The organism is Streptomyces sp. NPDC088350, assembly GCF_044753545.1.
Classification (GTDB): domain Bacteria; phylum Actinomycetota; class Actinomycetes; order Streptomycetales; family Streptomycetaceae; genus Streptomyces.
Map to the genome: position 1 here is coordinate 14,420 of NZ_JBIVNL010000002.1, position 14,877 is coordinate 29,296.

Consider the following 14,877-nt stretch of genomic DNA (forward strand, 5'->3'; position numbering starts at 1 on the left):
CTGTCGTCCGGGCATGGAATCATGGCCGTACAGGGCCCAACCGGTGGGCCGCTGCCTTGGGTTGGCGATGGCGCAGGACCACAGGCCACAGCCTTCAGGGGGAGGAACGATGGCGGACAGCTTCGGACCGATGCATGTCGAGGATGCCGACGGTGTCGTCGCCATGGGCCCGGAAGCGGGCTCGACACGCAAGGAGCCGATCAGAGTCCTTGTCGTGGACGACCACGCTCTCTTCCGCCGAGGCCTGGAGATCGTGCTCGCGGCCGAGGAGGACATCCAGGTCGTCGGCGAGGCGGGGGACGGCGCCGAGGCCGTGGACAAGGCCGCGGACCTGCTGCCGGACATCATCCTGATGGACGTACGGATGCCCAAGCGGGGCGGCATCGAGGCGTGCACCTCCATCAAGGAGGTGGCACCCAGCGCGAAAATCATCATGCTCACGATCAGCGACGAAGAGGCCGATCTCTACGACGCGATCAAGGCGGGCGCGACCGGTTATCTCCTCAAGGAGATCTCGACCGACGAGGTGGCCACCGCCATTCGCGCCGTGGCCGACGGACAGTCGCAGATCAGCCCCTCCATGGCGTCGAAACTGCTCACCGAGTTCAAGTCGATGATCCAGCGCACCGACGAGCGCCGACTGGTGCCGGCGCCGCGGCTCACCGACCGTGAGCTGGAGGTCCTCAAACTCGTCGCCACCGGAATGAACAACCGCGATATCGCCAAGCAGTTGTTCATCTCCGAGAACACCGTGAAGAACCATGTGCGCAACATCCTGGAGAAGCTGCAGCTGCACTCCAGGATGGAGGCGGTGGTCTACGCGATGCGGGAGAAGATCCTCGAGATCCGGTGACAGATCCGGTGACGCTCAGGCCAGGAGGCGCGTGAGTTCGCCGGTGAGGGGTGCGCGGAGCTCGGGGGCGTCGACCCGCTCCAGGCGTACGTCCGTGCAGTCCACCCAGCTCGCGGCCTCGACCAGGGCCTGTGCCACGGACGGGACGGCCTTCGCGCCGTCCAGGGTGACCTGCTTGGCGACCAGGGTGCGGCCCTCCCGCGCCGGGTCCACGCGGCCGACCAGCCGGCCGCCGGCGAGGACCGGCATCGCGAAGTAGCCGTGGACCCGCTTCGGTTTGGGGACGTAGGCCTCCAGGCGGTGGGTGAAGCCGAAGATCCGCTCGGTGCGTGCCCGCTCCCAGATCAGGGAGTCGAACGGGGACAGGAGTGTGGTGCGGTGGCGGCCTCGCGGAGGTGTCTCCAGGGCCGCCGGATCGGCCCAGGCGGGCTTGCCCCAGCCGTCGACCGTGACCGGGACCAGGCCCGAGTCGGCGATCACCGCGTCGACCTGCTCGCCCTTGAGCCGGTGGTAGTCGGCGATGTCCGCGCGCGTGCCGACGCCCAGTGACTGTCCCGCCAGCCGGACCAGGCGGCGGAGGCACTCGGTGTCATCCAGCTCGTCGTGCAGCAGCGGCTCCGGGATCGCGCGCTCGGCGAGGTCGTACACCCGCTTCCAGCCGCGGCGCTGCACGCAGACCACCTCGCCGTACATGAGCGCGCGCTCGACGGCGACCTTGGCGCCGGACCAGTCCCACCACTCGCTGGTGCGCTTGGCACCGCCCAACTCCGTGGACGTGAGGGGGCCTTCGGCGCGGAGCTGCTTGATGACCTGGTCGTAGGTGCCGTCCGGGAGGTCGTGGTTCCAGTGCGGGCGGCTGCGGTAGGCGCGACGGCGGAAGGCGAAGTGGGGCCATTCCTCCACGGGGAGGATGCAGGCGGCGTGGGACCAGTACTCGAAGGCGTGCGTCTGGGTCCAGTACGCGTCCTCGACCGTCCTGCGGGGCACGGCGCCGAGGCGGGCGTACGGGATCAGCTCGTGGGAGCGGGCGAGGACCGAGATGGTGTCGAGCTGCACCGCGCCGAGATGGCGGAGCACGCCGCGCACGCCCGCGCGGCGGTCGGGGACGCCGAGGAAACCCTGGGCGCGCAGGGCGATGCGGCGGGCGTCGTCTGCCGACAGATCGGTCGTGGGGCGCGGGGCACTCGTCATGTCTGCGCACGATAGAGGGTGCCACTGACAACGCGGCCTGAGCTGCGGATTCGCCGCGTCACGGCTGGGCGGGCAGATACGGGGCCGTCGACGGCAGGCCCAGGTCCGACGGGAGCAGGGAGCCGACCCAGCAGTCCCGTCGTACGCCCTTGTTGTTGATCGCGGAGCGGAGCGTGCCCTCGATGGTGAAACCGGCGTGTTCGGCGACCGCGCGGGAGCCTTTGTTGCCGAGCTCCGCGCGCCATTCCACGCGGTCGATCGACAGACGGGTGAAGGCCCAGCGTGAGACGGCGACGGTGGCCTCGGTGATGTAGCCGTTGCCGCGGTGCTCCTTCGTGGCCCAGAAGCCGATCTCGCCGACGCCCAGGGAGCGCATCGTGACGGCGAGCATGCCCACCAACTCCCCTTCGGGGAGAAAGACACCGAAGGTGAACATCGATGCGTTCGCCCAGCCCTCGGGCACGAGTTGCTCGGTGAAACTCTGCGCGTGCTCCAGGAGGTAGGGCGAGGGGATCGTCGTCCAGCGCTGGATCTCGGGGTCCTGGGCCGCGGAATACACGACGTCGGTGTCCTGCGGGCCGACGCTGCGCAGAAGGAGACGGTCGGTCGTGAGCGTGACGGGTTCCATCGGCCGATTCTGCTCGGGGGTGCACAAAGACGCCATCCTTTTGCGCTGCGTGAGCGAGTGATCACATTTCGCGCAATTCCTCGCAGGGACGCGGCACCATCGGCGACCTCTGGCCGTTGTCCCCTTTGAAGCAGATTTGAAGGAGTGGACGGTCGGCGTCCCCGGCAGGCCTCCCGGCGTGGTGGGGTCCTCGCATACGATGTCCGTTGCTCAGTTATGTCATTGGAAACCGACCGTCCCAGGCCCGACCGGCAAGGAGACCAACCCCCGTGTCCGTCCTCTCGAAGATCATGCGTGCAGGCGAAGGCAAGATCCTGCGCAAACTGCACCGCATCGCGGACCAGGTCAACTCCATCGAAGAGGACTTCGTCGACCTCTCCGACGCCGAGCTGAAGGCCCTCACCGAGGAGTACAAGCAGCGCTACATCGATGGTGAGACCCTGGACGACCTGCTGCCCGAGGCGTTCGCCACCGTGCGCGAGGCCGCCAAGCGCGTCCTCGGCCAGCGCCACTACGACGTGCAGATGATGGGCGGCGCGGCGCTGCACCTCGGCTATGTCGCCGAGATGAAGACCGGCGAGGGCAAGACCCTGGTCGGCACCCTGCCCGCGTATCTGAACGCCCTCTCCGGAGACGGCGTCCACATCATCACGGTCAACGACTACCTGGCCGAGCGCGACTCCGAGATGATGGGGCGCATCCACAAGTTCCTGGGCCTCGAGGTCGGCTGCATCCTCGCCAACATGACCCCGACCCAGCGCCGCGAGCAGTACGCGTGCGACATCACCTACGGCACGAACAACGAGTTCGGCTTCGACTACCTGCGCGACAACATGGCGTGGTCGCAGGACGAACTGGTGCAGCGCGGCCACAACTTCGCGATCGTCGACGAGGTCGACTCGATCCTCATCGACGAGGCCCGTACGCCGCTGATCATCTCCGGCCCGGCCGACCAGGCGACCAAGTGGTACGGCGACTTCGCCAAGCTGGTCACCCGCCTGAAGAAGGGCGAGGCCGGCAACTCGCTCAAGGGCCTGGAGGAGACGGGTGACTACGACGTCGACGAGAAGAAGCGCACGGTAGCCATCCACGAGGGCGGTGTCAGCAAGGTCGAGGACTGGCTGGGCATCGACAACCTCTACGAGTCGGTGAACACCCCGCTCGTGGGCTACCTGAACAACGCCATCAAGGCCAAGGAACTCTTCAAGAAGGACAAGGACTACGTCGTCATCGACGGCGAGGTCATGATCGTCGACGAGCACACCGGCCGTATCCTCGCCGGCCGCCGCTACAACGAGGGCATGCACCAGGCGATCGAGGCGAAGGAAGGGGTGGACATCAAGGACGAGAACCAGACGCTCGCCACGATCACCCTGCAGAACTTCTTCCGCCTCTACAGCAACCTCTCGGGCATGACCGGTACGGCGATGACCGAGGCCGCCGAGTTCCACCAGATCTACAAGCTCGGCGTCGTCCCGATCCCGACCAACAGGCCCATGGTCCGCAAGGACCAGTCGGACCTGATCTACCGCACCGAGGTCGCGAAGTTCGAGGCGGTCGTCGACGACATCGCCGAGAAGCACGAGAAGGGCCAGCCGATCCTCGTCGGTACGACGTCGGTCGAGAAGTCCGAGTACCTCTCGCAGCAGCTCGCCAAGCGCGGTATCCAGCACGAAGTGCTGAACGCGAAGCAGCACGACCGCGAGGCGCCGATCATCGCCCAGGCCGGCCGCAAGGGTGCCGTGACGGTCGCCACCAACATGGCCGGCCGCGGTACGGACATCAAGCTCGGCGGCAACCCCGACGACCTCGCCGAGGCGGAGCTGCGCCAGCGCGGCCTCGACCCCGAGGAGCACATCGAGGAGTGGGCCCAGGCCCTGCCCGCTGCCCTGGAGCGGGCCGAGCAGGCGGTCAAGGACGAGTTCGAGGAGGTCAAGGACCTCGGCGGCCTCTACGTCCTCGGCACCGAGCGGCACGAGTCGCGCCGTATCGACAACCAGCTGCGCGGTCGCTCCGGCCGTCAGGGCGACCCGGGCGAGTCCCGCTTCTACCTCTCCCTCGGCGACGACCTGATGCGGCTGTTCAAGGCCCAGATGGTCGAGCGCGTGATGTCGATGGCGAACGTCCCGGACGACGTGCCGATCGAGAACAAGATGGTCACGCGCGCGATCGCGTCCGCCCAGTCGCAGGTCGAGCAGCAGAACTTCGAGACCCGCAAGAACGTCCTCAAGTACGACGAGGTCCTCAACCGTCAGCGCGAGGTCATCTACGGCGAGCGCCGCCGTGTCCTGGAGGGCGAGGACCTGCAGGAGCAGGTCGTGCACTTCATGGACGACACGATCGACGCGTACATCACCGCGGAGACCGCCGAGGGCTTCCCTGAGGACTGGGACCTCGACCGGCTGTGGGGAGCGTTCAAGCAGCTCTACCCGGTGAAGGTCACCGTGGAGGAGCTGGAGGAGACGGCCGGGGACCGGGCCGGTCTGACCGCCGAGTTCATCGCCGAGTCCATCAAGGACGACATCCACGAGCAGTACGAGGGGCGCGAGGAGCAGCTCGGCTCCGAGATCATGCGTGAGCTGGAGCGCCGCGTCGTCCTGTCGGTCCTGGACCGCAAGTGGCGCGAGCACCTCTACGAGATGGACTACCTCCAGGAGGGCATCGGCCTGCGTGCGATGGCCCAGAAGGACCCGCTGGTCGAGTACCAGCGCGAGGGCTTCGACATGTTCACCGCCATGATGGACGGCATCAAGGAGGAGTCCGCCGGCTATCTGTTCAACCTGGAGGTCCAGGTCGAGCAGCAGGTCGAGGAAGTCCTCGTGGAGGACGACAAGCCGTCGCTCGACAAGGAGGACACGGTGCCCGCGCAGGCGAGCGCCCGTCCCGAGATCCGCGCCAAGGGGCTCGACGCCCCGCAGCGGCCGGACCGGCTGCACTTCTCCGCGCCGACCGTGGACGGCGAGGGCGGCATCGTCGAGGGCGACTTCACCAGCGACGACGACGAGCCGGTGCGCTCCGAGGCGGACGGCCTCACGCGCGCGGAGCGCCGCAAGCAGGGGCGCCGGGGCAGCCGCCGCAAGAAGTGACGGGCGCTCCGCGGGTCGGGCGGCGAGCTGTGACGGTCGCTCCGCGGGTTGGGCGGCGAACTCGGACGGGCGCCCCTGAGTGAGGGGTTGGGCTTGTCGGGGCCGCTCCCCGTGCAGAGGTTTTGAAGGGCCGGGCATCGTGAAGGTGCCTGGCCCTTCGGCGTGTGTGCCTTGTGCGGGCGTCCGGGCGTGCAGGAGTGCGGGCCTGCGCGCGGGGTATGGGCAGGCGCGCGGGGTGTGGCTGGTGTGGTGGGTACGGCGGGGGCGGCTGGCGCGGCGGACGTGGTGGGTACGGCGGGTGTGGCTGGCGCGGCGGACGTGGTGCGTACGGCGGGTGTGGCTGGCGCGGCGGATGCGGTGGGTACTGCGAGGGTGACCGGCGCGGCGGCCGGCCTGTTCTCGCCAGCCCAGCCCAGCCCAGCCCAGCCCAGCCCAGCCCAGCCCAGCCCAGCCCAGCCCCAGCCCCAGCCACCGCCGGTCGTCGTAAGCCCTGGTCCGCCGGTCAGCCGTCTTGTACGCCCTGGCCGCCGGTCAGTCGCCGTAAGCCCTCCTCGGCCCTCCTCCGCCCTCCTCAGCTCTCCTCCGCCCTCCTCAGTCGTCGTCCGGGTGCGGGGCGCGGGGGTCGCCCAGTTCCACCGCCGTGCAGCGCCAGCGGAGGTCCGTGCCGCGCTCCAGGCGGAAGGCCATGGCGCGCAGTCGGTCGCCGGTGCCGATGCGGGCGAAGGCCTCGACCGCGCCGGGGCGGGGGACGTAGTAGCCGATGTCGCGGACCACCGGGCGCGTGCCGCGGGTGGCGCGCAGGGGGCCGTGTTCGGCGAGCCGGATCAGTTCGTCGTAGGCGCGGCCGGCGGTGTGCCGGAGCATCCAGTGGACGGGCCGCTGGCCGCTCAGTACGGCGAGGAGGCGGTCGGCGAAGAGGTCGGTGGGGCGGGGCTGTGGAACGCGGCCGGGGGCGGCTTGGGCGGGCACCGTGTTGTCCGCGGCTCGGCCTGTCGCAGGAGTCGATGGCGAAGGGGCTGGGCCACGGCCCAGCGCCGCCGGTGTGAGAGTGCCTGCGCGCGCCGCCAGAGCCGTGTTCACCGCCGCCGCAGCCTCGGGCGACGTACTACGAGACGTACCCCCACCCTGTCCGCGAGGCGAACCCGTGCCGGGGCGGCGGGGGTCGCGGCGGGTCGGAGGGCGGGTCGGGGTGTGCTGGGCGGTCCTGGTCATGACCTTGTGCATGGGGGTCCCCGTGGATCGGCCCGGGATGTACCGGGAAGTAACTTGCTGGTTGGGGATCTTGTACGGGGCCGTGGCCGGGGGCGGCAAGGAAGGGGCGGGCCGCGTCGGAGAGGCCGGAATGTTCACTTATCCGAGTGATCGGGAGGGCCTGGAGCCCGTGGCCGCAGGGGTGCCCCGGGTGAATTCCCGGCGTGGGGTGGACGCCTCCGACGGTGCGGGTGGGGACTCGATGGGGGACACGCGCACGTATCCTGAAGGCCCTCCCGGAGGCACGGAACCGTCCTCCCCGAGGCCCTCTCCGACTACGAAAGCGGCCAGCCATGCGCGTCTACGTCCCCCTGACCCTCTCCGGTCTCGCCGAGGCGTACAAGACGGGCGAGCTGGGGACGGGACCCTTCGTCGCGTACGCCGTCACGCCCGCGCTGCGCGAGTGGTACCTCTCCGACGACATCGAGGAGTTGGAGTACGCGGCGCTGAACCGGGCCGCGCTGGCCTCGCTGCGACTGCTGGCGGCCGACCCCGACGCGCCGCGGCGGCGCGTCGTGGTCGCCGTCGACGTACCCGACGGCACCGCGCACGTCGACCCCGACCGCGGACTCGACCCGGCGGCGCTCGGCGAGGTGCGGGTCGCCGGAACCGTGGCGCTGGGCAGGGCGGCGGCCGTACACGTGGATCTGGGCGACGCGGAGGGCGATGTGAGCGCCGCCGCCGACGTGCTTCCGGCGGCGGACCGGGGGGACGACGACGCGCAGTTCGTCGTGGACGGGGCCGAGGACCACGAGTTGCTCTGGTACGCGACGCAGGAGATCCCGAATCTCGTCGGGCTGGCCGACTGAGCCCGTTCGGCAACGGCCGGACGGCCGAAGATGCCCGCTGAACTGCGATTCTCTTGATTGTCAGTGGCGGCGGGTACTTTTTTGGCATGGGGATGCAAGGAAGCGCGCACATCGTCTGGGACTGGAACGGCACGCTGTTCCACGACAATGACGCGATCATCGGGGCGACGAACGCGGCATTCGCCGAGCTGGGGCTCAAGGCGATCACGATGGAGGAGTACCGGGCGCTGTACTGCGTGCCGGTGCCGAAGTTCTACGAGCGGCTGATGGGCCGGCTGCCCACCGACGCCGAGTGGGAGGTCATGGACGACGCCTTCCATCGGCACTACACCGAGCACCGGGTCGTCTGCGGGTTGACCGAGGGTGCGACGGAGCTGCTCGCGGGGTGGCGGACGGCGGGCCGCAGCCAGTCGATCCTCAGCATGTACGGCCATGACGAACTCGTCCCGCTGGTACGGGGGTTCGGGATAGAGTCGCACTTCATACGCGTCGACGGGCGCACCGGGCCCTCCGGCGGCAGCAAGGCCGAGCACATGGTGCGGCACCTCGGGGCGCTGGCCGGCGTGGACCCCGCGCGCACCGTGGTGATCGGCGACGCCGCCGACGACGCGGTGGCCGCCCTGCACGTGGGGGCGCGGGCGGTGCTCTACACCGGCGGTTCGCACAGCCGGGCCAGCCTCGAGGTCGTGGGCGTACCGGTGGTGGACTCGCTGGCCGAGGCCGTCGCGGAGGCGGAGCGGTTGGCGGCGTAGGGACGATCTGCCGGCCGGTGTGACGGGGCGCGGTGCCTGCGGAGACACCGCGCGCCGCGTCACGTGATGCCGACCGCCGAGGTCACGTCACCGGAGTCTTCGCCCGCAGCACCGTGAGGAACTCCCGCATCCAGCTGGAGTGATCCGGCCACGCGCGGGCGGAGACCAGGGTGCCGTCGACCACCGTCTCGGCGTCCTGGAAGGTCGCTCCGGCGGACTGCATGTCGAGTTCGAGCGCCGGGTACGCCGTGACCCGTCGGCCGCGCAGACCGTCGATCGCGGCGGTGAGCAGGGGGCCGTGGCAGATCTGGGCCACGGGCTTGTCCGTGTCGAAGAAGGACTTGAGGATCTTGCGGAGTTCGGGATCGTTGCGGAGGTACTCGGGGGCCCGCCCGCCGGGGATGACAAGGGCCGCGTACTGGCTGGGATCGACCTCGGCGAAGGCGAGATCGGCGGGCCAGGTGTAGCCCGGCTTCTCGGTGTAGGTGTCGAAGCCGGGTTCGAAGTCATGGACGACGAAGCGGAGCTGCTTGCGTTCGGGGGCGGCGATGTGGACCTCGTAGCCCTCCTCGCGCAGGCGCTGGTAGGGGTAGAGGACTTCCAGCGACTCCGCTGCGTCGCCGGTGACGATGAGGATCTTCGCTGTCATGTCGGTGCGCTCCTCTGTGGCCGTGGCAGGTGTCTCCGCCGGGCGTCATGAGCTCATGGGCGGTCGGGCGCCCATGGACCCACCGACTCGTGGATCCGCGAACCCACGGGCCCATGGGCAACGTGCCGCGCGCCGGGTCGCTTGCCAAGGGCCCTCACCGCTCGGACATCGTCACCGTCCCGACTGCCCGTGAATACGACGATTTCACTCTCCGCGCCCCTGTGCACAACGTCAAAGTTCCACCCTCGCTTTTGTACACATCCGGCTCATGACGACCCCCCGGTGAGGAGCGATAGCCTTGTGGCGTGATCAGCGCGATATTTCGCGGGGGCATCGTCGCCCCTGCTCTGCGCCCGGCGACCACGGACGACATCCGTGACCGGGCGGCGGTCGCTGGTCCCAGGGTCTGTTCGACAGGCCTTCGCGGGCGGGACGGAGCTCCAAGGGCTCCCAGGACGCCGTGCACACCCCGGGTACCGACGCGACAGAGATCAGCGTCACACCCTTCGGGCGTGCCGAAAATGGCTGATAACCCACCGCTCATCTCACCTTGCGGCATAGCGTCGGAGCAGACCGGACACCCCGGGCCGTGGCGTCGAGCCGCAGGGGAAGACACCGTACTTCCTTCTACGTCACGCAACGGCGCGCGACAGGAGCCAGAGGACAATGCAGACCAAGCTGGACGAAGCAAAGGCCGAGTTGCTCGAGAGGGCTGCTCGGGTAGCTGAGAACAGTCCGGTCGGTGGGCACCTACCGACCGGGACGACGGACGAGGGCACCCCGGACCGGGACACCGTGCTCGCGTTCCTCCAGCGCTACTACCTGCACACCGCCCCGGAGGACCTCGCCGACCGCGACCCGGTCGACGTCTTCGGCGCCGCCTACTCCCACTACCGGCTGGCCGAGACCCGACCCCAGGGCACGGCCAACGTACGGGTGCACACCCCGACGGTCGAGGAGAACGGCTGGACGTGCAGCCACACCGTCGTCGAGGTCGTCACCGACGACATGCCCTTCCTCGTCGACTCGGTGACGAACGAACTGACCCGGCAGAGCCGGGGCATCCACGTCGTCATCCACCCGCAGGTCGTCGTCCGCCGCGACCTCACCGGCAAGCTCATCGAGGTGCTCACCACCCCGCCCACCGGCGAGCTGCCGCACGACGCGCACACCGAGTCCTGGATCCATGTCCAGATCGACCGCGAGACCGACCGCGCCGACCTGAAGCAGATCACCGCCGACCTGCTGCGCGTCCTGTCCGACGTCCGCGAGGCCGTCGAGGACTGGGAGAAGATGCGGGACGCGGCCCTGCGGATGGCCGACGAGCTGCCCGCCGAGCCGACCGCCTCCGACCTGCCCTCCAGCGAGGTCGGGGAGGCCCGCGAGCTGCTGCGCTGGCTGGCCGCCGACCACTTCACCTTCCTCGGCTACCGCGAGTATCAGCTCCGCGAGGACGACTCCCTCGCCGCCGTCCCCGGCACCGGCCTCGGCATCCTGCGCTCCGACCCGCAGCACGCCGGCGAGGACCACCACCCGGTGAGCCCGTCCTTCGAGCGTCTCCCGGCCGACGCCCGCGCCAAGGCCCGCGAGCACAAGCTCCTCGTCCTGACGAAGGCCAACAGCCGTTCCACGGTGCACCGTCCGTCGTACCTCGACTACGTGGGTGTGAAGAAGTTCGACGAGAACGGCGAGGTCGTCGGCGAGCGCCGCTTCCTGGGCCTGTTCTCCTCGGCCGCCTACACCGAGTCCGTCCGCCGCGTCCCGGTGATCCGGCGCACGGTCGACGAGGTGCTGGAGGGTGCCGGCTTCTCGCCCAACAGCCACGACGGGCGCGACCTGCTCCAGATCCTGGAGACGTACCCGCGCGACGAGCTGTTCCAGACCCCGGTCGACGAACTCCGTTCGATCGTCACGTCGGTGCTCTACCTCCAGGAACGCCGCAGGCTGCGCCTCTACCTGCGCCAGGACGAGTACGGCCGCTACTACTCGGCCCTCGTCTACCTCCCGCGCGACCGGTACACCACCGGCGTGCGCCTGCGGATCATCGACATCCTTAAAGAAGAGCTCGACGGCACCAGCGTCGACTTCACCGCCTGGAACACCGAGTCGATCCTCTCCCGGCTGCACTTCGTGGTCCGCGTCCCGCAGGGCACCGAACTGCCCGAGCTGTCCGACGCCGACAAGGACCGCATCGAGGCCCGCCTGGTCGAGGCCGCCCGCTCCTGGGCCGACGGCTTCGGTGAGGCCCTGAACGCCGAGTGCGGCGAGGAGCGCGCCGCCGAACTCATCCGCCGCTACGGCAACGCCTTCCCCGAGGGCTACAAGGCGGACCACACCCCCCGCGCCGCCGTCGCCGACCTGGTCCACCTGGAGCAGCTCACCGAGGAGCAGGCCTTCGCGCTCAGCCTCTACGAGCCGGTGGGCGCCGCCCCCGACGAGCGCCGCTTCAAGATCTACCGCAAGGGCGCCTCGGTCTCCCTCTCCGCCGTGCTGCCGGTCCTCAGCCGCCTCGGCGTCGAGGTCGTCGACGAGCGGCCGTACGAACTGCGCTGCTCGGACCGTACGACGGCGTGGATCTACGACTTCGGGCTGCGGATGCCCAAGTCTCCGAACGGCAACGGGGACTACCTCGGCGACGACGGACGCGAGCGGTTCCAGGAGGCGTTCGCCGCGACCTGGACCGGGCAGGCGGAGAACGACGGCTTCAACGCGCTGGTGCTGAGCGCCGGGATCGACTGGCGGCAGGCGATGGTGCTGCGGGCGTACGCCAAGTACCTGCGGCAGGCCGGTTCGACCTTCAGCCAGGACTACATGGAGGACACCCTCCGCAACAACGTCCACACCACCCGGCTGCTCGTCTCCCTGTTCGAGGCGCGGATGTCGCCGGACCGGCAGCGCGCCGGGCGCGAGATCGTGGACGCCCTCCTCGAAGAGGTCGACGCGGCCCTCGACCAGGTGGCGAGCCTCGACGAGGACCGCATCCTGCGGTCCTTCCTGACCGTCATCAAGGCGACCCTGCGCACCAACTTCTTCCAGGAGGCACGCGGCGGGCACGCGCACGCGTACGTCTCGATGAAGTTCGACCCGCAGGCCATCCCGGACCTGCCCGCGCCGCGCCCCGCGTACGAGATCTGGGTGTACTCGCCGCGTGTCGAGGGCGTGCACCTCAGGTTCGGCAAGGTCGCGCGCGGCGGGCTGCGCTGGTCGGACCGGCGGGAGGACTTCCGTACGGAGATCCTCGGCCTGGTCAAGGCGCAGATGGTGAAGAACACGGTCATCGTGCCGGTCGGCGCCAAGGGCGGCTTCGTCGCCAAGCAGCTGCCGGACCCGAGCGTGGACCGCGACGCGTGGCTCGCCGAGGGCATCGCCAGCTACAAGATGTTCATCTCGGCGCTGCTCGACATCACCGACAACCTGGTGGCCGGCGAGGTCGTCCCCCCGGCGGACGTGGTCCGGCACGACGAGGACGACACCTACCTGGTGGTCGCCGCCGACAAGGGCACCGCGACCTTCTCGGACATCGCCAACGGGGTCGCCGAGAGCTACAACTTCTGGCTCGGCGACGCCTTCGCCTCCGGCGGCAGCGCGGGCTACGACCACAAGAAGATGGGCATCACCGCGCGCGGCGCCTGGGAGTCCGTCAAGCGGCACTTCCGGGAGCTGGGCGTCGACACGCAGAGCGAGGACTTCACGGTCGTCGGCGTCGGCGACATGTCCGGTGACGTGTTCGGCAACGGCATGCTGCTCAGCGAGCACATCCGCCTGGTCGCCGCCTTCGACCACCGGCACATCTTCCTCGACCCGACCCCGGACGCGGCCGTCTCGTACGCCGAGCGGCGCCGCATGTTCGAGCTGCCGCGCTCCAGCTGGGCCGACTACGACACCGGCCTGCTGTCGGCCGGCGGCGGAGTCTTCCCGCGCACGGCGAAGGCGATCCCGGTCAACGCACACGTCCGCGAAGCCCTCGGCATCGAGGACAAGGTCGCGAAGATGACGCCGGCCGACCTGATGAAGGCGATCCTGAAGTCGCGGGTCGACCTGTTGTGGAACGGCGGCATCGGGACGTACGTCAAGGCGAGCACCGAGTCCCACGCGGATGTCGGTGACAAGGCCAACGACGCGATCCGGGTCGACGGCGCCGACCTGCGCGTCAAGGTCGTCGGCGAGGGCGGCAACCTGGGCCTGACCCAGCTCGGCCGGATCGAGTTCGCCCAGCAGGGCGGCAAGATCAACACGGACGCGATCGACAACAGCGCGGGCGTGGACACCTCCGACCACGAGGTGAACATCAAGATCCTGCTCAACGGCCTGGTCACCGACGGCGACATGACCGTCAAGCAGCGCAACAAGATCCTCGCCGAGATGACCGACGAGGTCGGCGCCCTCGTCCTGCGCAACAACTACGCGCAGAACACCGCGATCGCCAACGCGCTCGCCCAGTCCAAGGACATGCTCCACGCCCAGCAGCGCTTCCTGCGCACCCTGGTCCGCGAGGGCCACCTCGACCGGGCGCTGGAGTTCCTGCCCACCGACCGCCAGATCCGCGAACGGCTCGCGCAGGGACAGGGGTTGACCAGTCCCGAGACGGCCGTCCTGCTGGCGTACACGAAGATCACGGTCGCCGACGAGCTGCTGCACACCACGCTGCCCGACGACCCGTATCTGCGCACCCTGCTGCACGCCTACTTCCCGACCGCGCTGCGCGAGAAGTTCGCCGAGCAGATCGACACCCACGCGCTGCACCGCGAGATCGTCACCACGGTCCTCGTCAACGACACGGTCAACACCGGCGGTACGAGCTTCCTGCACCGCCTCCGCGAGGAGACCGGGGCCTCCCTGGAGGAGATCGTCCGGGCGCAGACCGCGGCCCGCGCGATCTTCGACGCCGCCGAGGTCTGGGACGGCGTAGAAGCCCTCGACAACACCGTCGAGGCGCCCGTCCAGACCCGCATCCGCCTGCACTCGCGCCGCCTGTGCGAGCGCGGCACCCGCTGGCTGCTCAACAACCGCCCGCAGCCGCTCCAGCTCGCCGAGACCGTCGAGTTCTTCGGCGAGCGCGTCGAGCAGGTCTGGTCCCAGCTGCCCAAGCTGCTGCGCGGCGCGGACCTGGAGTGGTACCAGCAGATCTACGACGAGCTGACCGGCGCCGGCGTCCCCGCCGAACTCGCCACCCGCGTGGCCGGCTTCTCGTCCGCCTTCCCGGCGCTCGACATCGTCTCGGTGGCCGACCGCACGGGCAAGGACCCGATGGATGTCGCCGAGGTCTACTACGACCTCGCCGACCGCCTCCACATCACCCAGCTCATGGACCGCATCATCGAGCTGCCCCGCGCGGACCGCTGGCAGTCCATGGCCCGCGCCTCCATCCGCGAGGACCTGTACGCGGCCCACGCGGCCCTCACCGCCGACATCCTCACGTCCGGCAACGGCACCTCGACTCCCGAACAGCGCTTCACCGCGTGGGAGCAGAAGAACACCGCGCTCCTCGGCCGCGCCCGCACCACCCTGGACGAGATCCAGGGCTCGGAGATGTTCGACCTGGCCAACCTGTCGGTCGCGATGCGCACCATGCGCACGCTGCTGCGCACGCACTCGTAGTCCCTACGACAACGACAAGGGCGCCCCGGGCCGCAACGGCTCGGGGCGCCCTTTCTTGGC

9 protein-coding genes are annotated in these 14,877 nt (G+C 69.6%); 5 read left to right on the top strand and 4 right to left on the bottom strand.

The features are described from left to right. The first annotated feature begins 109 nt into the window (after nt 1-109). Nucleotides 110-853 carry a response regulator gene (locus ACIQBL_RS05300; protein WP_401937095.1) on the top strand — a complete coding sequence of 248 codons (744 nt, stop codon included), beginning with the start codon at nt 110-112 and terminating at the stop codon, nt 851-853. A gap of 15 nt (nt 854-868) precedes the next feature. On the opposite strand, the gene ACIQBL_RS05305 is transcribed toward ACIQBL_RS05300, so the two are convergent. Together ACIQBL_RS05305 and ACIQBL_RS05310 are read right to left on the bottom strand one after the other, a co-directional pair. Then, on the bottom strand, nt 869-2,044 hold the full coding sequence (locus ACIQBL_RS05305) for a winged helix-turn-helix domain-containing protein (RefSeq protein WP_401937097.1): 1,176 nt from the start codon (nt 2,042-2,044) through the stop codon (nt 869-871). Between the two features lie 58 nt (nt 2,045-2,102). Next, nucleotides 2,103-2,672: a GNAT family N-acetyltransferase gene (locus tag ACIQBL_RS05310; RefSeq protein ID WP_401937099.1), complete on the bottom strand. Its 570-nt coding sequence runs from the start codon at nt 2,670-2,672 to the stop codon at nt 2,103-2,105. Between the two features lie 269 nt (nt 2,673-2,941). Here ACIQBL_RS05310 and secA point away from each other — a divergent pair, with 269 nt between their 5' ends. After that, nucleotides 2,942-5,758 (top strand): preprotein translocase subunit SecA, encoded by a 2,817-nt coding sequence (gene secA / locus ACIQBL_RS05315; protein ID WP_401937101.1) that lies wholly within the window; start codon nt 2,942-2,944, stop codon nt 5,756-5,758. Between the two features lie 591 nt (nt 5,759-6,349). Here secA and ACIQBL_RS05320 read toward each other — a convergent pair. Next, nucleotides 6,350-6,982, bottom strand: a complete 633-nt coding sequence (locus ACIQBL_RS05320; RefSeq protein WP_401937103.1) for an Rv3235 family protein — start codon at nt 6,980-6,982, stop codon at nt 6,350-6,352. 320 nt (nt 6,983-7,302) lie between these two features. Here ACIQBL_RS05320 and ACIQBL_RS05325 point away from each other — a divergent pair, with 320 nt between their 5' ends. Both ACIQBL_RS05325 and ACIQBL_RS05330 read left to right on the top strand, forming a co-directional pair. Next, nucleotides 7,303-7,818: a DUF6912 family protein gene (locus tag ACIQBL_RS05325; RefSeq protein ID WP_401937105.1), complete on the top strand. Its 516-nt coding sequence runs from the start codon at nt 7,303-7,305 to the stop codon at nt 7,816-7,818. An 86-nt stretch (nt 7,819-7,904) separates the two neighbouring features. Then, nucleotides 7,905-8,570 (top strand): HAD family hydrolase, encoded by a 666-nt coding sequence (locus ACIQBL_RS05330; RefSeq protein ID WP_401937108.1) that lies wholly within the window; start codon nt 7,905-7,907, stop codon nt 8,568-8,570. A gap of 82 nt (nt 8,571-8,652) precedes the next feature. On the opposite strand, the gene ACIQBL_RS05335 is transcribed toward ACIQBL_RS05330, so the two are convergent. Next, nucleotides 8,653-9,219, bottom strand: a complete 567-nt coding sequence (locus ACIQBL_RS05335) for a DJ-1/PfpI family protein (RefSeq protein WP_401937110.1) — start codon at nt 9,217-9,219, stop codon at nt 8,653-8,655. Nucleotides 9,220-9,885: 666 nt separating this feature from the next. Here ACIQBL_RS05335 and ACIQBL_RS05340 point away from each other — a divergent pair. Continuing rightward, nucleotides 9,886-14,817 carry an NAD-glutamate dehydrogenase gene (locus tag ACIQBL_RS05340; RefSeq protein WP_401937113.1) on the top strand — a complete coding sequence of 1,644 codons (4,932 nt, stop codon included), beginning with the start codon at nt 9,886-9,888 and terminating at the stop codon, nt 14,815-14,817. Nucleotides 14,818-14,877: the final 60 nt, after the last annotated feature.

Coding starts and splice junctions, on each gene's coding strand:
- ACIQBL_RS05310 (WP_401937099.1), bottom strand. CDS start 2,672: ATGGAACCCGTCACGCTCACGACCGACCGTCTCCTTCTGCGCAGCGTC.
- ACIQBL_RS05340 (WP_401937113.1), top strand. CDS start 9,886: ATGCAGACCAAGCTGGACGAAGCAAAGGCCGAGTTGCTCGAGAGGGCT.
- ACIQBL_RS05335 (WP_401937110.1), bottom strand. CDS start 9,219: ATGACAGCGAAGATCCTCATCGTCACCGGCGACGCAGCGGAGTCGCTG.
- ACIQBL_RS05300 (WP_401937095.1), top strand. CDS start 110: ATGGCGGACAGCTTCGGACCGATGCATGTCGAGGATGCCGACGGTGTC.
- ACIQBL_RS05325 (WP_401937105.1), top strand. CDS start 7,303: ATGCGCGTCTACGTCCCCCTGACCCTCTCCGGTCTCGCCGAGGCGTAC.
- ACIQBL_RS05305 (WP_401937097.1), bottom strand. CDS start 2,044: ATGACGAGTGCCCCGCGCCCCACGACCGATCTGTCGGCAGACGACGCC.
- ACIQBL_RS05330 (WP_401937108.1), top strand. CDS start 7,905: ATGGGGATGCAAGGAAGCGCGCACATCGTCTGGGACTGGAACGGCACG.
- ACIQBL_RS05320 (WP_401937103.1), bottom strand. CDS start 6,982: ATGCACAAGGTCATGACCAGGACCGCCCAGCACACCCCGACCCGCCCT.